Here is a 20,374-nt window from a genome sequence, read left to right on the forward strand (position 1 = left end):
CCGTCGGGCGCCTGGTGCCAGAAGACCGGGTGAAAGCCGTAGATGTGCTTCGACCAGATGCACCCGGCGAACCGCGATTTCGCCAGTATCTGAGACAACTGGGCGCAGTGGCCAAAGACATCCCACGGGGCATAGACCGTCGGCTGATCGCCCAGCACGCGCTCGTGATACAAGCGCCCGTAGACGATGTTGCGGATGATCCCCTCGGCACTAATGAGCTTCTCCGTGGGCTCATTGTACGATCCGCCGGTGCCGATCCGTCCCGCCCGGATGAGGTCGCGGATGAGGTCGCGCTCCTCGGGGTGGGTATCGTAGTACGGCTTGAGGTACGACAACTCGTGAAAGAACACCCCATAGCCGGGATCGCTGCGACAGATCTCCAGGTTTTGCCGCACATCGCCGAGCAGCGACACGGCGTAATCTCGCTGGTCCTCGAGCCACACGGCATCGGAGTGAAACCCGGGGACGAAGTACACGACCTCCGGATCCGGTTTCTGCCATTTCTTGGAATCGGACACTATAGCATCTCCTCTGGCAAAGGGGGCTGGCCGCAGCGCGCGGCCGAGGCACCGACATCATGAGCGCGCGCCGCGGCGGGGTCGCAGCGGCACGCATTTGTTTCGGCGCCTGCCGAGCGCATCCCTCCCCGAACTATCCGCCGAAATGACGTCTAATCAATGTGGACGGTCCCCGACCGATGCCTGCAATGGAGCACGAGCGCCTCCCCGGTGCAAACGTCCTGGCACCGCCCCGATGGGTCGGAGCGGTAGATAGGGAGGGATTATCCGAGCCCACCGAGCCTTCTCCTGCGCTCGGCGAAGGAGCCTCGCCGCCACCTCCAAACCCTTGACAGGCCAGGAATCGCGCCATATCATAGGCACTGCGTTTCGAGCACCGAGCGGGGTTCGTGCGTTGCCGCACGACGCGCGGACCGAGGGATCGCGCCTACGAATCCTGCTCCCGAGGAGCCTCGGATCATTCTCCGATAGCCGAGACTCCATCAGTCGAAGACAAGGAGGAATGCATTTCGATGGCTGTTCAGGTTGATGCCGACGTGTGCACAGGCTGCGGCTTGTGCGAGGAGAGCTGCCCCAACGTCTTCAAACTGGACGAGGACGAAGGGGTCGCGAAAGTGGCGAATCCGAACCCCGATGGAGAGGACCTGGGCTGCGCCAAGCAGGCGGCGGAGGAGTGCCCGGTCGAGGCCATCTCAGTAAGCTAGTGCGTTGAGAGGCCGGGCGCGAATCGAGGATCGGCCGCGGGCCCCACGAGGGTCGGCGGCCGGTCGCCTTTTGCTGGGGTGCGGCGTGCACGAGGAGGTTGGGAGAATGCTCAGGCTTCGACTCGCTTCGCTGGCGGCATTCGGCGCGGCCTGTCTTGTGGCTGGGCGTATCAGTTACGCGGCCGAACCGGCGCAGGAGGAGTTGGTTAACGCCGCGCGCGAGGCGATGCGCCGCGCCGTTCGTTATTTCACGGCCGAAGTCGCGACGCACGGGGGCTATCTGTGGTCGTATTCCGAGGACCTGACGCAGCGCGAAGGCGAAGGCAAGGCGACGCCGACCCAGATCTGGGTGCAGCCGCCAGGGACGCCGGCGGTTGGGTTCGCATATCTGCGCGCCTACGAGGTGACGAAGGACACGCTGTATCTGGATGCCGCGCGCGCGGCGGCTGAGGCGCTGGCCTGGGGCCAGCTCGCGTGCGGCGGCTGGGACTACCGGATTGACTTCGACGAGCAGGCGAGCGAGCACTGGTACTATCGCCGCGACAAGGAGGCGGGCGAGGCCGCCGACGACCGGCGCAACCGGGGCACCTTCGACGACAACACGACGCAGAGCGCCGTGCGCTTTCTCATGGCGGCGGCGACCGCCGCAGGCGATGACAACCTGCACGCAGCCGCGCGCTACAGCCTGCGCTTCATGATGGATGCACAGTTCCCCAACGGCGCCTGGCCGCAGTGGTATCCCTTGGCGGACGAGGGCTACAGCCGCTGGTACACCTTCACCGACAACGCCATCAATGATTGCATCGCCGTGATGCTCGACGCCTATCATACCTACGACGAAGCCGGGTATCTGGAGCGGGCAAAGCGCGGCGGGGACTTCATCGTCCTGTCGCAGGTGCCCGCCCCTCAGGCGGGCTGGGCGCAGCAGTACGACTACGACCTCAAGCCGGCATGGGCGCGATGGTTTGAGCCGCCTGCGGTGTGTTCCGCAGTCACCGCCCGCAATATGAATACGCTGATGGACCTCTACCTCGAAACGGGCGAGGAGAAGTGCCTGAGACCCATCCCGGCGGCCATCGCATGGCTAAGGGACTCTCGTCGCTCAGACGGGACGTGGGCGCGGTTCTACGAGCTTGAAACGAACCGCCCGATCTACGTCAACATGAAGCGCGAGATCGTGTACGAGTTTGTGGACATCCGGCCGGGCTATAGCTGGCATGGCGAATACGGGGTCGCAGCCGCGATCAGGCGCTACGAGAAGGTCTCGTCACAGGGGCGCGCGGCATACCTTGCGGAGCAGCAGCGCGCGCCTACGCAGCAGGAAGTCGCTGAGCGGACGGAGTCCCTCGCGGCCAGGACGAAAACCGTAATCGAAGCCCAGGACGAGCGCGGACGCTGGGTGAGCGACGGCCGCGTCAACTGTCGGGATTTCATACGCAACCTCGGCACACTGTCGGATTACATAGCGGCCTGCGCTTCATCCGCTCACCTGCAGCAGTAGGTACAATAGCATCCCACGTCGAAACCATCCCTAGCGCTTGTCCGGTGTGGCGCAGGGGCCGTGCCATACGGGAGCCAGAGCCGCAACTCGCTGGCGATCTGCTTGAAGGGACCACTAATGAACGACAGACCGCGCGTACTTCTTGTCGCGCCGGACCCAGGTTGCCTTGGGAACCGGCGCCACCGCATCCGCCTCGCCAAGACGCTGTTCCCGCCCCTGGGCATCCTGGCCGTCGCCGCCGCCACGCCGTCGGATTACGATGTGGCAATCCTCGACGAAACCAACCAGCCCTTGCGGTATGAGGAGCGCGTTGATCTGGTGGCCCTCACCGCCAGCACCGCGAGCGCGCCGCGCGCCTACGAGATCGCGGCCGGATTCCGCCGGCGCGGCGTGCCCGTGGTCATGGGCGGCATTCATGCCACGGCGCTGCCGGAAGAAGCGCTGAGCTATGTTGATGCGGTCGGGGTAGGGGAGGCGGAAGGATTCTGGCCGCGCATGCTGGCCGACTTCGCGCGCGGCAAGCTGGAACCGATCTACCGGAATGATAACTATCCCTCGCTCGACAACCTGGCCTTTCCGCGCCGCGACTTGCTGCAGCGCAAGGACTACTTCCTGTGGAATACAATGCAGACCACGCGCGGGTGTCCGTTCAGGTGCAGTTTCTGCTCGGTGCACAAGTTCTTTGGGGGCAGCTATCGGATGAGGCCGGTGCCGCAGGTGCTGGAGGAGGCGCGGCAGTTCCCGAGCGACAGGCCCCTGATTTTTGTTGACGACAACATTTTTGGCAATCGCGCGCGTGCGCAGGAGTTGATGGAGGGGCTGCTGCCGATGAACCGCTACTGGTTCAGTCAGGCATCCATGGATACGTTGCAGGACGAGCAGTTCCTGCAACTCGCCTCACGCGCGGGGTGCCGCATGCTGTTCGTCGGACTGGAATCCCTCTCCGACGAAAACCTGGGCGATATCAACAAGCGCTTCAATCATCCCGACCAGATCGAGGAGACCGTGCAGCGGCTCCATCGCCATGGCATTGCGATCCTCGGCGCGTTCATCGTCGGCCTCGATCACGACGACATGACTGTGTTCGACGGGATCATCGGCCTCGCCGAGAAGGCGAAGCTGGACGCGATCCAGATCGCTATTCGCATTCCCATCCCGGGCACGGATGATGCGGAGCAATTGCAGTCGGAGGGCCGCATCTTCGACCCCGACTACACTAAACGCGATGGCTCGCACGCGGTTTTCCGCCACCCCAGGATATCGCCGCCGGGCTTGCTGGAGCACGGATTGCAGCACGCCTATGCCCATCTCTACAGCCGTCGAGGCATCAAGGTCCGCATGTCGGGGCAGAGCGGCCTGCACGTGCAGTGGGCACGCAAGGTGAACCAGGGCTTTCGCCTGCGCGCCATCAAGTGGCTGCAGCGCCTCGGCGTGGACGGACAGCTCTGAGGCGGCGCGCGCAGTACCGAGCGGGGGCTGGCCCCTTCATCCCGCTCTCGCGTTGCCGTCGGGACTGCTGCGCCCCTAGCTCGCGATAGACCGAGATGCCCGGCGCGATTGAGTAGCGGATGTTGCTGATCGCGCGGCGCCCGCTCACCGCGTCAGCATCCACAGGCTGACGGCCATGACGGCCATTCCGAGCAGGACGCCGATAATCGAGAGATGCTCCTGCCCGTATTCGCGCGACGCGGGGAGCAGCTCGTCGAGGCTAATAAACACCATCAGGCCGGCGACTCCGGCGAGTACCGCCCCCAGCACCGCCTCCGAGAGAAACGGGAGCAACACGAGCGCCGCGATGCCCGCGCCGACGGGCTCGGCGACTCCGGAGAGAAACGACCACCAGAAGGCTTTGCTGCGGCTGCCCGTTGCTGCGTACACGGGTGCCGCCACCGCCAACCCCTCGGGTATGTTGTGAATCGCGATGGCGACTGCGATGGCGATCCCCAGTTGCGTGTTCGCGAGCGTGCCGGCGAAGGTTGCCATGCCTTCGGGCAAGTTGTGCACGCCGACGCCAAGCGCGACGAGCAGACCGGTTCGCAGCAGACGGCTGTCGTGCTGCCCGTCCGCGAGATCCTCCATGCCCTGGTAGGAGTGCGGGACCGCCGTGTCCACCACGAACATCAGCGCCAACCCGGCGAAGAAGGCGACGTGCGCCCAGCCGAAGCCGAGGGCATCCGCGGCCTTGGGCAGCAACTCGACGAATGAGACAAGTATCATCACGCCGGCGGCAAAGCCCAGCGATAGCCCCATGAACTTCGGCCCGGGTCGCCGCACCACCAGTCCCAGGACGCTGCCGATGGTCGTCGAAAGCCCGGCTACACTCGTCAGAACTAGGGCCAACGTCATCTGCGACATGGTGCAACCACCTCCCCTTGCGCTGTCTCAGTGGCGCTTCGGCGAGATGAGGAGCACCGACTTCCACAATCCGCCCATGCCGATGGAATCCTCCACGCGCACGACGATGAGGTTGTCTTCGCCGGTGCGCAAATGCGGTGTCACGTCTATCTCGAAGCGCTCGTGCCACGTGAAGCCGAGCAGGCCCCACTCACCGGCGGCCTGTCCGTTCACCCATACCTTCGCTGTCTCGTCCGCCGCGCCGAACGCGAGCAGGAGTCTACGGCCCTCGGCGGCTGCCGGCGCCGTGACGCGTACGCGGTACCACCCGACGCCGTCGTAGTCCTGATAGCCCTGCTCCTCCCAGAACTTGCCGATCTCGATCGGCTTCCACGACGACTCGTCGGCATCGGACGCGAACCATCGTTCCTGCTCGCCCACGCGCCGCCGGTCGAGCCGGAAGATACATTGCTTCGGCAGGTCAATGATCTTCTCGTACTTCGACCACAGCGGCGCGAAGGTCGTCTCGTCGTCGTAGCCCGGCTGGCTCGCCGCTGTCACTGGCGGGGTCGCGCCGCCGGGGAGATCGCGCGAGGTGCGCCATTTCGGGTCGTGCGGCCGGCGCGCGCTGCGCACTGCCCTGACGTAGCCCGGCGGCAGCTTGTCGCGGGTGTACCAGTTCGGCTGCTCGCTGTACACCCAGACGTACTTGTCGGTCTCAGCAAGGGCGCGGTGCAGGGCGTACTCGAATTCGAGGGGCGAGATCTGGTTCTTCTCCGGATCGTCCGGGAACCAGCCGACCGAGCGCCAGCCCTGATCCATCCACAGGCCAAAGGCAAGCCGCATGCGCTCGCGGTAGAGACGCGGGCGCTTGGAGAACTTGCGGCCCGCCTCGGCAAAAGCTCTCCGCGCGGCGGAGAACTGCGCCACGTCGCGGAATGGGTACGCGCCCTCGTAGCCGTCAACAATGACGGTGTGCGGCCCGGCGGCTTCGAGCATTCCATCAACGAACGCCGGCAGCAGCCCGTACCCGATGTCTTCGAGCCGCGCCTGCGGCGCCTGGTGGATCAGCGACGGCCCGAAGGTCAACATCACCACCGGCGCCTCCACCTCGCCCTGGATCGCCGACATGAACTCCCGTCCGCGCGCGCGCACCTGCGCGGCGTATTCGTCGAAGCTTTTCTCGGCGGAGTACTTCTGGCCGCGGTAGGTGAACACCGGAGACTGATACATCTCGACGTCGAACATGAACCCGCGCACGCGGCCTGCGGCGGCGACCTTCGCCGCTAGTCGCGTGTTCCCGATGACCGCCTCGAACTTCGGGTCGAACCAGTCCACATTCCCGGGCGTCACATTGAGCCGCAGGAAGTTGTCGGTGAACCTCGCGAACCTGGTCGCTCGCATGTCTTCCATCGCGGGGCGCAGTTCCTCAGCAGTGAACCGGCGCGCACCCCAGTTCTCGTGGGAGAAGTACACCGGGCCGTCTTTCGTCCACGCGCGCACGCCGAAGATGACGCCGTTGAACGGCGTCCGTTCCATATCCGCGATGTGCTCGCGCAGGTACGCCGTATCGGGCTGATCCCATCCCCATTCGATAAGCTTCCGGTCCGGCCCGATGCCGGCCCCGAATGCGCAACTGCCGGAGATGAATCCGAGCAGGGCGATCGCGGCGAGAGTTCGACTCATCAGATCTCTCCTTGCCTCTCCGGGGGCGGTTCCGGCGCAAGCCGTGGCCCGTCCGGCGAGATCCACGGCCGACTGAGCATAACACATAGCATTCTATCCTGCGTTATTCACGCCTGTCGCGGGTCGGCGGTATCTTCTCTGCGCCCCACTTGCTGCTGGCGGATAACTCATGACTGCTCAGGCGCGCAGTCTGCACAAAGCCTGCGCTCATCATGAGTAATCCGGGCTGTCCGCGCGATAAGGTCCTCCTCCCGAATTGGGACTTGCCGACAGCGGGTCGCGCCGGGCAATGCGCGGCACGCAGTGAAGGATGGCGACCCGAGCGCAGTGTCACTGGGCGGGCGCGGATGTCGTCGGTTTCGTCTCGGCCGGGAACAGCAACCTTGCGCGTTCGTACCTATTGCGCAGATTGCGCAGCCGCTTCTCCGCGGCCGTGCGCCGTTTGCTGTATGGATTGGTCTCCAGAGCCAGTACTCGCTCACAGCAGGCGATGCCGAGCGTCACGCACCGCGGCAGCGACGGGTCTCGCGCGAATTCGGCAAGCTCGCTGAGATAAGCCAAGAGGTGGCCGGCATACATCATGATCGCCGACATTGTTGCGCTCACGCCGACTTCCAGAGGCTTACCCGCGTCGGCGGCCGCCTTGATCGCCTGCTTCCAGTCATCTTCAGCTTCTCGTGCGTCATCCTTCGACTCCGAGGTCAGCGAAAGCAAAGCCGCCCCAATGCATGCGCCGACGAGAAGCCGTACCTGGCGCCGCATCTGCTCCTCAGACTGCGGAAGATCGAAGTCAAGGGCGTCCGAGTCCCAGACGATATGGCCGGCGCTAAGCTTCGCGGCGTCAAGAGCGATGTCGAACTGGATCTCGCCGCCCTGGAATCCCAGCAGGCCTTCCACGTCCGCCGCGATCATCGGCGCCAGTTCCAGGGCGCGCTGCTGCGCCTGTTGGCCCCAGCGCACGCAGTCCGACTTGCCCGTTTCGGATGCGTCCCGGTGGAGAGTCAGTAGGTGCGCGTAGGCCAGCATGCTCGCGGTCGCCTCCGCGCCGGCGAACGTGACCCGGACCAACCGCGCGTGCGCGCGCTCGTCGTCGTCGCGCGCCTCTTCGATTGCGTCACCGAGCCATTGGTAGGCTATGGGAAGGTTGAAGTCTTCGAGGTATGCGAGCGCGGCGCGATAGGCGGCCTGCTCCTCTGCTGGAGCGGGTTGACCCGGCGCGCCGCTCATCACGCACAGAACCAAGGCGGCGGCAACGGACGGGCGATTCATGGCGACATTCGCTGGGGAGCGATTGCTCGAAACGGACGCTGTGAGGCCGTGCTATCGCCTCTTCGCGTCGGCGGCAAGGTCCGCGGCGGCCTGGGCCAGCGGCTTGGGCCAGTAGCGTTCCTTGGCGAGATACTTCCGGTCCGCCACCTTGCCGTCCGCCGTAACGGCCTTGCGCGCTTCCTCCAGTGCCTTCTGCTTCTCCCCCAGCATGCTCAGGCACACCCCGAGTCCCATGTGAGACTCGGCGTGATTCGGCTCCTTGTCGAACACCTTGCGCCAGCGGTCGGCCGCGCTGCGGAAGTCTCGCATCATCATGTAGCACAGCGCGCCGCGCGTGAAGCTCTTGACGTTGCCGGGCTTCTTCCCGAGGTTGAGGTCGTAGTACCTGATCGCGTCCGTGAACTTGCCCTTCAGTGCGTGGATGTCCCCGACGTCGAGCAGTTCGATCTCCGCCTCTTCCCACTCGGGATGGCGCTTGATTTCCTGCATCACTTCCCACGCCTTGTCGGTGTCGCCCTGCGTCAGGTAGCCGTCGAGCATGGCGCCGAGGTATGTCACGTGGCGCGGCTCCCCTTCGTGCGCCTTGGCCATGTGCTTCAACGCGTCGTCCACTTCGCCCATCTCCTCGAGGACGACCGCCAGGGCTGCGTCGCAATCGGGGTTGTCCGGCTCGAGCTTCTTCGCCGCCTTGGCCGCAGCCATGGCTTCGTCGAAACGCTCTTGCTTCGCCAGGAACTGCGCGAGGCTCATGTAGGCGTCGGCGCTCACGCACTGCTGGAGGCTTATGCGAGCGTGTTTCTCCGCTTCGTCGTACCGCTTGCGCTTATCCGCAAGCGCCCATGCGTAGTCGAGGTGGAGCCCAGGGACCGACGCGCTGCCGGCCGCCTGCAGCGCCTTTTCGAACAGTTCCATGCCCCGGTCGATTTGCTCGAGATACAGCGCAATGTCCGCCTGCACCCTCAAGTTCTCCACCGTCTTCGCCGGCGCTGCCAGGGCTTGCTTGAGCAGTGCCGTCCGGCGCTGCTCGTCATTCTGGTAGCCGGGCTTATACATCGCGGCGAGCGCGCTATAGGCTTTGACGTTCCCCGGGTCCAGAGCGATCGCGCGCTCGAAAGCGTCCTCTGCTTCCCGGGGCATGCTGTTCTCATAGTAGATGTGAATCATCGTCGTCAGCAGTTCCTCGTCGCTGTCGTTGAGCTCGAGGGCGCGCTCACCCGCCGCGAGCGCCTCGCTCATGCCGCGGCGGAATACTCGCTGTTGCTGCGAATTCATCTCCGAGAAGTAGTGTCCGGCGCGGGCGTCGTAGGCGAGGGTGAGCGCCTCGTGAGCGCAGCGGAACCATGATATCCAGCAATCAGGATAGAGCACGGCCATCGACTCGGTCGCGCGCAAAGCGGACTCATAGTCGCGCTCCATGTTGTGATAGTAGCGGGCGCGTACGTTCAGCCCTTCCCAGGAGCCGGGATGCAGCTTGAGCAACTCGTCGAGCGCCGCTTTCGCTTCGGCGCGGTCGGCCTGCCGCATGTGATGCTCCATGATCCAGCGCTGGAAATTCGGCTCTTGCGGGAAGCGCTTGTGTGACTCCCGCAACGCCGCGATGTACGCGCTGCGGTCTTTGAACGGATCACACTGGAACCACTGCTGCTCGACCAGAAGCGAATACGGCTGCCGGTCCCGCCGCGCTCCGAGTTTAACGGTGTGGCCCTCGCCCTCGTGGCGCATGAGCCGAGCGATCTCGGCGAAGTCCTGGTAATCGCTGAATTGCGGGCGGTTAAGCCATTCCCGATTCGCTTTGGTCAGCTTGACCCCGATGCGCTCGGCGATCTGCTCTGCGAGCCAACCCTCGCGCCTGAGGAACTCCTGCGCCGTGCCCGTCAGCTCGATTGCCTCGCCGGCCAACTTGCCGCTCTTGGCGTCGTAGATCTCGATGCGGGCGTGGAACTCGTCACTGCGGCGCTCGATGGTGCCGGTCAGCGCGTGACGGCGCCCTCCGAGATGCGCCACCTTCATCGCCTGCTCCGGACCCAACGCCAGCGTCGAGATGCCGCACTGCTCCATGACTCCACTCAGCACCCATCCCGGAACCTGGCCGCGCACCTGCGGCAGTCGGGTGACGCGCAGCCCAAGGTCTTGGCAGTATGCGGCGTTGAACAGCGCGAGATCCTCGTCCTTGGCGTCCTGCACGACGAGGTGACCGATCAGGATCTCGGCTGCGCCCTTCGGCTTGTCGCAGTCCGCTTCGAGCTCATTGAGTGAAAACGAGGCGGACTGCGATTGCGCGATCTGGGCGGCAACACGGGCAGCGCGCACAACGTCCCTGACGGTCGAACAGCCGGAGAGGAGTACGAGAATCACCAGGGGAAACGGGACAACCCACAGTATTCGAGAGCGCTTCATTGCCAGAGCCCTCCTTGGCGCCGCGCCCCAGCGACGCATCTGCTCAGTGGGGTCCGCGTCTCATCGGAGCTTTCACAGATCGGCGAGTCACGCTCACGAACCCCACTCCGAGAAATCTCGGGACATCCTGCAGCAACCCTGGCCTCGAATTCCGTGATGATGGGCGATTTCCTGCGCGCCGGCGGGCTCCTCACGTCCCGGCAGGAGGAGCGAACTCGGCGCTGCCCCCTCGATTCGAAGCCCACACGGGGCTTGGCACGATTCTTGCTGCAGACCTGAGATGCCGCGTTCTACGAGCAAGGGAGGTACGGCACAGTGCTTAGAGGGATCGTGAACCGCGCGGTAGGCGGCCTGCTTCTCGCAATTTATATCGTCCTAGTCGGCGGCTGCGGCACCACCACCCAGCCGGCGCAGACTCTGGCGGAGAGCGCGACCGTCAGTGGCACGGTGCTCAGCGTACGGGACGGATTGCCGCTCGTGGATGCAAAGGTGCGCATCGGCTCGATCATTGCACACGTGGACAAGGCAGGGGAGTTCGTGATGGTCGTTCCTGCCGGTACCCACCAGTGCACGATCCTCGCTCAGGGCTATGAAAGCTACACTGATCAGGTTGTCGTCGCCCCGGGCGGGAATGACCTCGGCGAGGTGCGCCTGTTCGAACTGCCGCCGCCGCCCCCGGCCTTCTAGGCCTATCCGGAACTATAGGAAGTTGCCCCAGCGCCTCCCTGATTAGGGGAGGCGCTGTTAGTTACGCCGGGGCTGCGGGCAGATCAGGGGCAGGGCGATCCGGGCGCCCGACGGAGGGCACCGCCCCCTCGACGGTGGCCTCATGCGGCGGTTTCGGAGAGGGTCGCCAGCAGGTCATCGAAAGCAACGCGCGCCCGATCGGGCGAGGAGAGGGACTCCGCCTGCACGTTGAAGTCGCTGTCCCAGCGATTGTAGCGCACCAGCAGTTTGGTCGTGTCGTTCCAGCCGGCGACGACGGCGTCGTCCGTCGCCAGATAGTCCACATGATGGCAGTAGCTGGACAGGACCTCGCGCAGCTTGGGGGCGACCTCGGTTTCGAAGTCGCGCTTCGTGCGGCCGAACGGGCTGCGCTGCTTGAGGATGGTCGTGCCGGGCAGCGCCTTGACGAATTCGGACAGTGTTTTCCCGCGCGCCTTCAGCTTCGCCGTGATGCGCACCATCATCGCTGCGGTGAAGATTCCGTCGCTGTAGATCAGGAAGTCAGGAAAGATATAGTGGCCGCTCGGTACGCCGCCGAAGCTCGCGCCCGCGCGCTGCACCTGCTCCGCCACGAACGGATCGCCGACCGGGGAGATGATCAGTTCAAATCCGCGCGCGCGCAACTCGCGCTCGACCATAAGTGACGAGTCAACGGCGATAACTCGCGGTCTGCTCCTGTCCCCGCATTCAAGCGCCAGAGCCAACAACACCAGGTCATCGGGCAGATAGGCGCCCGTGTCGTCTACGATGACGGCGCGATCTGCGTCGCCGTCAAACGCGAACCCGATGTCGAACTCCCCGTCGCGGACGAGCTTCTGCAACGCCTGGACGTTATCGGGCTTCGGGTCCGGATCAAGGTACTCGCCCTTGGAGTCGAGGAAATACGGGTGCAGGCGTTCGTTGATGGAGCGACGCTCGCACCCAAGCCGGTCGAGAAGCTGCGGCATCACCAGGTTGGCGAGGCCGAAGCGGCCGTCCACAGCCGCCCGCACGCCGTCTCCCTCGGCGGCCTCAGCGGCGGCTTCCTCGACATAGCTCTGGATAATCTCGCCCGGGTCGCACAGCTCGTAGTGGGCAAAGCTGATGGCCTTGTCCGCAACCAGGCGGCTGCTATCCGCGAGCACGCGGGCAAGGAGCCGGCCCTCGATCTCCGGCTTGACTGCGGCGCCCGAACTCTCGAAGAACTTGAGCCCGTTGTAGTCCGGCGGGTCGTGTGAAGCGGTCACAACGCACGCGCCGTCGCCGAGGCGACTTGCGGCGTACGCCACCACCGAAGTGGGCAGACAGCCGACGTCCTTGACCTTACATCTTGCCCGCAGCAGCCCCTGCGCAACGAAGTGCTTCAAGCTGGGGCTGGAGTACCGATGATCGCACGCGACGAGCACTACCGGCTGCGAATGCTCGGTGCGCTCGCGGTAATACTTGCCGAAATTGAGGCCCGCCGCGTACGCGGTGCCGTGCGTGAGCTGACGGTCGTATACGCCGCGGAAGTGGCACATGAGATCCCGCGACCGCGGCGCAGACACTGTACGCGTGCGCGCAGAGCGGGCCCTCCGGGGCTTTGCTGGAGTAGTTTCTGCACTGCTTCGTGACATTTTGCGACCTTGTCCTGGATTCCTGGCGGCAAGGACAACGATCCACACCGAAACATCAGTGCAGCAAGAAGCGTACCAACCCACATTATGAGCGCGGCAGGCACTGAGATGGCGTGCAAAACGAACATAGTTGTGAGGGGATCCCACACATGGAAGCACGGTGGCAGCAGCGCTCGACAGGAACGCGTGCGCGGCGGACTACAGCCCTTTGCAGAATGGATCCCTATTGCCTCAGGTACGTCACATGTCCCTGATGACTGCTCGGCTCTGTCGCTGGCCGTGGGCGGGATGGATGCTCGCCGGACAGCTTGAGGTTGTTCAACCCGCGGGCGATCTGATAGAATCGCTACGGAGCGCATGCAATGGCGACCCGCGAGACACGCCACAACATAGAGACGGCCGCGGCCACCGGGCTGTCGCTCTCCGATCGCCGACTACTGGAGCGAGCTGCTAGCGACCTCAAAGTGGCTGCGGACCTGGCGCACGCGGATTTGCTCATCCTGTGCCCGACGGAGAAGCCTGGGCAGTTGGTTGTCGTGGCACACGGACGGCCTTCGACCGCGCATTCCCTCTATCCGCGCAGTCGCAGCGGCGATCTGGTGGGGGCGGAGCGGAACTCGCCGGTGTGGAGGAGCCTGAAGCGCGGGCGGCCGGCGCGAGGGGCCGAGGGCCTGCTCGTCGGCGGGGTACCGGTTGAAGAGCGGGTCACGCCGATGCGCAACCGCGAGGGCCATCTCATAGCGCTCCTCGACATGCACCGCAGCGCCTACTATCGGCGGACGGCGCGGCGCCGGGACGACGTGCTGCGGGAAGCCGCGGCGATACTGAGCACCATGCTCTTCGCGGATACCATTGACCCGACGAGCATGGAGAAACTCATCCACGCGGGTGACGGCATCGTCGTGTATGACGCGGCGGGCCGCATCACCTATGCCGATGCGCGGGCGCGGGCCATCTACCGCAAGCTGGAGTTGCGCAAGGTGCTCGGGGAACAGCTCGACGAGCGCAGGCTCCCGGGCGCAGTTGTCCTCAAGCGACACCAGTTCCGCATCCACAGCGAACTGGAGATCCAGGTCCGGGACTCGGTCATCATCAAGCGCGTCATACCACTCAGCCCGGCCGGCAGGAATCGAGGCCAGGTCGCGGTGATCTGTGACGTCACGGATCTGCGCCGACGCGAGCGCCAGCGCCTGGTCAAGGCTGCCGTAGTGCAGGAGATCCATCACCGGGTCAAGAACAATCTGCAAACCATCGCCAGTCTACTGCGGCTCCAGGTGCGCCGCGCGACGAGTGAACTGACCAAGCGCGCGCTGCGCGAGAGTGTTAACCGCATCCTGAGCATCGCCACGGTTCACGATTTCCTGAGCCGGGAGGGCACGGAGGCGGTGGACGTGAAGGAACTGGGCGAAAGCCTGCTGCACTCGGCGTTGAACAGCAATGCAGTGGCACATGTGGAGGTGCGCGCCAGCGGCCCGCACGTGCTGATCCGGGCGGATCAGGCGACCCCGCTCGCGCTCGCAGTCAACGAGCTGGCGCTGAACGCGGTCGAGCATGCTTTCCGCGGGCGGGATTCCGGGGAAGTCGCGATCGACGTGCGACGGGATGGCGGTGACCTCGTAGTCGAGGTTCGCGACAACGGCGTTGGCTTGCCCGCCGACTTCTCGCTGGATAGCAGTGCCAACCTTGGGCTGCAGATCGTGCAGACTCTGGTCACGCAAGACTTGAGAGGCCGCTTCGCGGTGGGCAGCGAAGGCGGAACGTGGGCGCGGATATCGGTGCCGATGCCGAAGGCGGAGAGTGAAGATGCCTAAGCTGCGGGTTTTGATTGCCGATGATGAGTCTGTGATACGGATGGACCTCAGCGAGATGCTCACCGAGGCGGGGTACGAGGTCGCGGCGGCGGTGGCCACCGGCGAGGAAGCAATCGCCAAGGCGCGGTCGGAGCGGCCCGACGTGGCCATCGTGGACATCAAGATGCCCGGCATGGACGGCATTGACGCGGCGCGGGTGATGATCGAGGAGGAGATCTGCGCGGTCGTGCTGCTCACCGCCTACGGCCAGCCCGAGCTTGTGCAGCGCGCGAGAGAGGCGGGCGTGTTCGGCTATGTCACCAAGCCGTTCGAAGAACGCGACCTGCTGCCGGCGATCGAGATCGCGCGCAGCCGCTACGAAGAAGTCATGGAGCTGAAGGGCCAGGTCGGCAACCTGGAGGAGGCCATCGAGACCCGCAAGCTTGTCGAGCGCGCGAAGGGCATCTTGATGGACGGCCACGGCCTCACCGAGCGCGAGGCCTACCGGCGCATCCAGCAGGAGAGCATGAATCGGCGCAAATCCATGCGCGAGATAGCCGAGGCCGTCATCCTTGCGAGCGACGTCGGCGGCCGCGAGGCATGACGGCGTGGGTTGCCGTGGCAGCCGGGGCGGGGCGACCGGGCGTTGCGCGCGGGCTAGCGTGCGGTGCCGGTCGCCGCAATTACCTGCGCTCCCCGTGATTTTGTGTTCTCCGCCCCTTGCAGAGCGCCCCGTTCTTGGGGTATAATACACAAGGTTTGAGGAAGGGCCTGCCCCGACGAAGCCGTCGGGAAGGGAATCTGTAGCGGGTTCGAGACGAGGGCGTCTCGATGCGATTCGCATCGAGGCGCCTTTTTGCGTCTTCTGGACCCGCTGGACGGTCGCTTCGCCAGCGCTGTCAGGCGACCCCGCGACATATCGGCCCAAACGGGCCGGCGAGAGGAGACGTAGAACGATGCCATGGTACAACGAGAATGCAAGGTCAACCAGCGGGACGGCGCTGCGCGTGCGGGACGCCACCCCAATCAGCGGCATGTGTCCGCTGTGCATCCGTGAATGCGGCGTCCTGTGCGAGATCAGCAAGTCGGCTTTCCGCGGGCGCGAGGTGCTTTACCCCAGCCCCGAGCAGTTCGGGCACAGCACCGCTGCCTCGAACAAGGATTATCTCCTCAACTGGCCCGACATCCAGATTCAGGTCGAAGTGCTCGGCGCCGAGGGGATCCAGGCCGATCCCGATCACGCGACTTTCCCCAACGTGGATATCGGCACTACCGCTGGCGGCGTTCCGCTGAAGGTTCCCGTGCTGCTGGCAGGGATGGGCTCGACCGATGTCGCCACGCGCCACTGGGAGAGCCTCGCCGCCGGCGCGGCGATCAGCGGGACAATACAGACCGTGGGCGAGAACGTCTGCGGGATGGATCCCGAGGCGACCTACAACGGCGACGGCCGCGTGACGGAATCGCCGGACCTGCGCTGGCGCGTTGACTCCTATCGCAAGTACTGGGATGGGGCGCACGGCGATATCGTTATCCAGACCAACGTCGAAGACCAGCGCGCGGCAGTGGACATCTATGCGCTGAAGTCGCTCGGCGTCAACGTCATCGAGCGCAAATGGGGCCAGGGCGCCAAGGCCATCGGCGGCGAGGTGCGCGTGGATAACCTCGAGAAGGCCATCATGCTCCGCGAGCGCGGCTACATTGTCCTTCCCGATCCAACCGACCGGGCGGTGCAGGAGGCCTTTAGGGAGGGCATCTTCAGCACCTTCGAGCGTCACAGCCGCGTCGGCTTCCCGCAGGAGAACGGGTTCGTCGACGATATCGCCTGGCTCCGCGAGCAGGGGGCGAAGAAGGTGTTTCTGAAAACCGGCGCCTACAACGCCGCCGCGGTTGCCTTCACGCTCAAGAGCGCCTCGCTCGCGAAGATAGACCTGCTGACGTTCGACGGCGCCGGCGGCGGTACTGGCATGAGCCCGGTGCCCATGATGAACGAGTGCAGCACTCCGACCCTGTACCTCCTATCGCAGGTACTCGACGGCGTGCGCATTCTGAAGGAGAAAGGCAAGTACGTTCCGGACATCGCCATCGCGGGCGGGTTCGTCAACGAGACGCAGATCTTCAAGGCAATCGCGATGAGCAACTTCAACGGCGGGCCGTTCGTCAAGGCCGTGGCCGTCGGGCGCTCGCCCCTGACCGCGGTCATGAAGGCGGACTACTTCTGTGAGCTTCATCGCGACGGCAAGCTGCCGGCGAACTTCACCAAGCTCTACGGCGGCGACCCCGACCACTTCTTCGTCGCGAGCACCGAACTGCGCGAGAGATTCGGCGACGCGGTTGGCAAAGACATCCCGTGGCCGGCGGTCGGGTTGTACACGTACCTGGTTGATCGCATCGGTGTCGGGCTGCAGCAGCTCATGGCAGGCTGCCGCAAGTGGAAGCTCGACTTGCTCGATCGCAGCGACTTGGTCGCGCTCACCGAACGCGCGGCCAAGGTGACCGGCCTCCCATTGCCGGAGGAAGCAGGGCGCGACGCCTTCGATCGCATCCTGGACTTCTGATTCCGCGTGCCGTACCGTCTCATTGCGCGAGGGCGCCGCGAATGCGGCGCCCTCGCCGTTAGCAGGGAAGCCGCGCGCGCCGGACGAAACGAGACCGGCGAGGTGACAGGAATGGCGATTGATCTCCGCAGTGATACGAGTTCCACGCCCGACGAGGAAATGCGAGAAGCGATGCGCGGCGCCGTGGTCGGCAATGATGGCTTCGGCGACGACCCCACCGTCAATCGCCTCCAGGACCTGGCCGCCGAGCGGCTGGGCAAGGAAGCGGCGCTCTTCGTCCCCAGCGGCACCATGGCCAACCTGGTGTCGATGCTCACGCTGTGCCGGCGAGCCGACGGCCTAGTCGCGGGTCGCAATTGCCACATGCTGACGTTCGAGAGGGGGATTGTGCCGATCGCGGGCGTCGTGCCGCTCGTGGTCAACGACGAATCGGGCGCCCCCGACCTCGACGAGATTCGTGGCGTGCTGGGCCGCCGCAGCTTCGTGCGGGCCACGGTGATGGCCTTGGAGAACACCCACTACTTCGCGGGCGCCGTGCCGCTGAGCATCGCACAAATGCAGTCCTACGCGGATCTCGCGCGCAAGTACGGCCTCAAGCTCTACGTGGATGGTGCGCGCCTATTCAACGCCGAGGTCGCGCTAGGAAGCCCGGCGGCCGACCTGTGCCGTGGTGCAGACATGGTCTCGTTCTGCTTGTCGAAGGGCCTGAGCGCGCCGATCGGCTCTCTCATCGTCGGCAGAGGCGACGATATTTCGCGCGCGAGAGAGATGCGGTGGATGCTGGGTGGACAGATGCGCCAGGTCGGTATCCTGGCGGCCGCGGGGATCGTGGCGCTCGAGAAGATGACCGAGCGCCTCGCCGAGGATCATCAACGGGCGCGCAGGCTGGCCGCGGCGCTGGCGGACATCCCGGGGCTGCGTATCGAGCCGCCGCAGACCAACATGGTGCGCATCCACATTGAAGGCGACGGGATGGATGCAAAGGCGTTCGCCGAGGCAATGGCGGCCCGCGGCGTGCTCGTCACCACTTACACGGCGAACATCGTGCGGATGTGTACGTACCGCGACATCACCGACGCCGACGTTGACGCCGCTGCTGCGGCCGCTCGCGAGACGATGGCCGCGGCGTAAATCAGTCGCAGCACTCCAAAGCAGCGACGTATGCCGAAGGGCGGCCGTTTCGACGTTACGCGAGGCCCGTGAGCCAGGCACTCACGCCGCGATTGCCATGTGTGCCGCGAGCAGGATGGCTTCCACCATGCTCTGCTCGCTCGCAATCCCTTTCCCCGCGATATCGAATGCGGTGCCGTGGTCCACTGACGTCCGGATAATCGGCAGTCCCATGGTGACGTTCACGCCCGACATCGAAGCGCTTCTCTCATCGGTGCCGGGCCTGAAGCTCAAAGTCTTGATGGCGATATGACCCTGGTCGTGATACATGGCGACCACAGCGTCGTACAGGCCTCCGCGCATCTGGGCGAACACCGTGTCCGGCGGCAGCGGGCCTGCCGCGTTGATGCCGTATGCCCGGGCATCCGCCACGGCCGGCGCAATCTCCGCGCGCTCCTCCTCGCCGAAAAGCCCGGCTTCTCCGGCATGAGGATTCAGCCCGGCGACGGCGATGCGTGACTGCTCAATGCCCAGTCGCTTCATCGTGTCGTCGGTCAATCGGATAGTCCGCAGCACGCGCTCGCGGGTGATCGCCTCCGGCACCTCGCGCAGCGCGAGATGCGTCGTCGCGTGCGCGACTCTCATGTTCTCCCAGATCAGCAGCATCGCCACATCTCGCGCGCCGGTCAACTCGGCGAGCATCTCGGTGTGGCCTGTCTTCTCATAACCGGCCAGGCGCATCGCCTCTTTGTTGATCGGGGCGGTGACTATCGCGTCCACATCACCCGCCATGGCCATGCTCGCGGCGCGATTGATTGCTTCCCCCGCCGCCCGCCCGGCGGCGGCAGTGGGTCCCCGCTTGCCTAGGTCAATGCCGCGGGCGTTAGCCAGGTCGAGCACGGCGATGGCATTCACTTCGCCGGTCACGTCGCTCGGTGCAGCGACCGAGCGGATTTCGGGCGCGCTCGGTACAGTCTGCCGGACTGCCCGCAGGACCTCTGCATCACCTATCACCAAAGGCAAGCACGCGCGGCGAACTCTCTCGTCCCGCAGCGCCTTGAGGATAACCTCAGGCCCGACACCTAGCGGATCGCTCATCGTGATGGCGATTATCGGCTTCGATCGAGTGCTCACAACGTGCCTCCCGCAGAGATTACCTCTCCGCGAATCCAATGGATCGCAGCAACGAGCGCCATCGCGTCGCCCGCAGCGCCGCCCTTGATGACGAGCGGCATAGTGTCGGCTTCAGGCGTGACAGCGCGTCCCGCGGCGACGCCGGGCTGAAGCTCGCCCACGATCCACAGATGCTCGATGCGCGCCAGTTCGCACAGGCGCCGCGCCGTAGCGCCACCGGAAAGCACCAGGCCGATCTCCCCGCAACACGCCACCGTCTCGGCCCCGGTTCGTGCGACCACCCGATGGTCGCTTGCGCCCGGCACGATGGCCACCGCCAAGCCGGCGCTGAGCATCGCCGCCGCGCGCTGCGCGACGTCCGCGTCTCCAGCAGGGAGGCACTGCACGCCCGCACGCGCGAGCGCCTCGATCTGCGCTGAGGCGACCTGCGTCCGGCTGCCGACGACTGCCAGAACGGGCATTGGCATGGCGCGCGCAGGCGGCGATGGGGGAGGAGTCCTTGGCGACACGCCCATCACATCCGCGAATCCACGGGCAAGGCCCGCTGAACCCGCCGGCAGCACGTGTAGGGACATCTCCGACATGTGCTGAACCGCTGCGGCGATGTCTCGCATATCCTCCGCGGAATCGGCGTCGATCACCAGCAGTTCAGCTCCCTCGTTTAGGGCCTGCGCCAGCGCTTCCGCGAGAGCACCCGGCGTGCCGTACGTACGCGGCGACAAGATCGCGACTCCGCATTGCCACTGCCGGCGCACAATGGCGGCCACCTCGGACACGCTGACAGGCGCCGCCCCGTCTCGCCCGACCTCGGTCTCCGCCACCGGGGTGCCGTTGACGAGCAGAACCCCGTCCGCGACGGTACGCCGGCGCGCGGGGAACGCGGGGGCGAGCATCGGCGCCCCCGCTACCTCGGTTGCTGCCTCGATCGCGGCGCCGATATTGCCTCGCAGCGTGGAGTCGAGTTTGAGATAGCGCTGGCACCCAGGGATCCGCGCGAGCTGCGCGAACGCGTCCGCGATACGGATTGCGCAGTCCTTCGGTGTTACGTTCCGGCA

General features: G+C 65.3%; 16 protein-coding genes. 8 read left to right on the forward strand and 8 right to left on the reverse strand.

Annotated features, from left to right (window positions below):
• Window positions 1-518: hypothetical protein (locus JSV65_16855; protein ID UCH34187.1), on the reverse strand; the 518-nt coding region annotated here is incomplete at its 3' end.
• A gap of 512 nt (window positions 519-1,030) precedes the next feature.
• Between JSV65_16855 and JSV65_16860 the strand changes: the two genes are divergently transcribed.
• The 3 genes from JSV65_16860 to JSV65_16870 all read left to right on the forward strand — a co-directional run bounded on the left by JSV65_16860 (window position 1,031) and on the right by JSV65_16870 (window position 4,172).
• Entirely contained in the window at window positions 1,031-1,222 is a 192-nt protein-coding gene (locus JSV65_16860) for a ferredoxin (GenBank protein UCH34188.1), read from the forward strand.
• A 106-nt stretch (window positions 1,223-1,328) separates the two neighbouring features.
• Entirely contained in the window at window positions 1,329-2,723 is a 1,395-nt protein-coding gene (locus JSV65_16865; protein UCH34189.1) for a hypothetical protein, read from the forward strand.
• 117 nt (window positions 2,724-2,840) lie between these two features.
• Window positions 2,841-4,172, forward strand: a complete 1,332-nt coding sequence (locus JSV65_16870; protein UCH34190.1) for a B12-binding domain-containing radical SAM protein — start codon at window positions 2,841-2,843, stop codon at window positions 4,170-4,172.
• A gap of 144 nt (window positions 4,173-4,316) precedes the next feature.
• On the opposite strand, the gene zupT is transcribed toward JSV65_16870, so the two are convergent.
• The 4 genes from zupT to JSV65_16890 all read right to left on the reverse strand — a co-directional run bounded on the left by zupT (window position 4,317) and on the right by JSV65_16890 (window position 10,409).
• A complete protein-coding gene (gene zupT, locus JSV65_16875; GenBank protein ID UCH36820.1) occupies window positions 4,317-5,069 on the reverse strand; it encodes a zinc transporter ZupT in 753 nt (250 codons plus the stop codon).
• Window positions 5,070-5,105: 36 nt separating this feature from the next.
• On the reverse strand, window positions 5,106-6,743 hold the full coding sequence (locus JSV65_16880; protein ID UCH34191.1) for a hypothetical protein: 1,638 nt from the start codon (window positions 6,741-6,743) through the stop codon (window positions 5,106-5,108).
• 330 nt (window positions 6,744-7,073) lie between these two features.
• Window positions 7,074-8,012, reverse strand: a complete 939-nt coding sequence (locus JSV65_16885) for a hypothetical protein (protein ID UCH34192.1) — start codon at window positions 8,010-8,012, stop codon at window positions 7,074-7,076.
• 51 nt (window positions 8,013-8,063) lie between these two features.
• The gene (locus tag JSV65_16890; protein ID UCH34193.1) at window positions 8,064-10,409 is read right to left on the reverse strand and encodes a tetratricopeptide repeat protein; all 2,346 of its coding nucleotides are present in this window, start codon (window positions 10,407-10,409) and stop codon (window positions 8,064-8,066) included.
• 315 nt (window positions 10,410-10,724) lie between these two features.
• Between JSV65_16890 and JSV65_16895 the strand changes: the two genes are divergently transcribed.
• Entirely contained in the window at window positions 10,725-11,096 is a 372-nt protein-coding gene (locus JSV65_16895; protein UCH34194.1) for a hypothetical protein, read from the forward strand.
• A gap of 140 nt (window positions 11,097-11,236) precedes the next feature.
• Here the strand turns inward: JSV65_16895 and JSV65_16900 are convergent, their stop codons facing one another.
• Window positions 11,237-12,661, reverse strand: coding sequence for a hypothetical protein (locus JSV65_16900; protein ID UCH34195.1), 1,425 nt, complete (start codon window positions 12,659-12,661; stop codon window positions 11,237-11,239).
• Window positions 12,662-13,092: 431 nt separating this feature from the next.
• Between JSV65_16900 and JSV65_16905 the strand changes: the two genes are divergently transcribed.
• The 4 genes from JSV65_16905 (at window position 13,093) to JSV65_16920 (ending at window position 18,206) form a co-directional block, all read left to right on the forward strand.
• Window positions 13,093-14,541: a sensor histidine kinase gene (locus JSV65_16905; protein ID UCH34196.1), complete on the forward strand. Its 1,449-nt coding sequence runs from the start codon at window positions 13,093-13,095 to the stop codon at window positions 14,539-14,541.
• Window positions 14,534-15,124, forward strand: a complete 591-nt coding sequence (locus JSV65_16910; protein ID UCH34197.1) for a response regulator — start codon at window positions 14,534-14,536, stop codon at window positions 15,122-15,124. The genes JSV65_16905 and JSV65_16910 overlap by 8 nt, the downstream gene beginning before the upstream one ends.
• A gap of 352 nt (window positions 15,125-15,476) precedes the next feature.
• The gene (locus JSV65_16915; protein UCH34198.1) at window positions 15,477-17,075 is read left to right on the forward strand and encodes an FMN-binding glutamate synthase family protein; all 1,599 of its coding nucleotides are present in this window, start codon (window positions 15,477-15,479) and stop codon (window positions 17,073-17,075) included.
• Between the two features lie 111 nt (window positions 17,076-17,186).
• Complete coding sequence (locus JSV65_16920; GenBank protein UCH34199.1) at window positions 17,187-18,206, forward strand: threonine aldolase family protein; 1,020 nt, start codon at window positions 17,187-17,189, stop codon at window positions 18,204-18,206.
• An 81-nt stretch (window positions 18,207-18,287) separates the two neighbouring features.
• On the opposite strand, the gene pdxA is transcribed toward JSV65_16920, so the two are convergent.
• Window positions 18,288-19,283 (reverse strand): 4-hydroxythreonine-4-phosphate dehydrogenase PdxA, encoded by a 996-nt coding sequence (pdxA, locus tag JSV65_16925; GenBank protein ID UCH36821.1) that lies wholly within the window; start codon window positions 19,281-19,283, stop codon window positions 18,288-18,290.
• A gap of 32 nt (window positions 19,284-19,315) precedes the next feature.
• Window positions 19,316-20,374 (reverse strand): hypothetical protein (locus tag JSV65_16930; GenBank protein ID UCH34200.1); only part of this gene is annotated, 1,059 nt, incomplete at its 5' end.

The sequence above is a fragment of the Armatimonadota bacterium genome, assembly GCA_020354555.1.
GTDB lineage: Bacteria > Armatimonadota > Hebobacteria.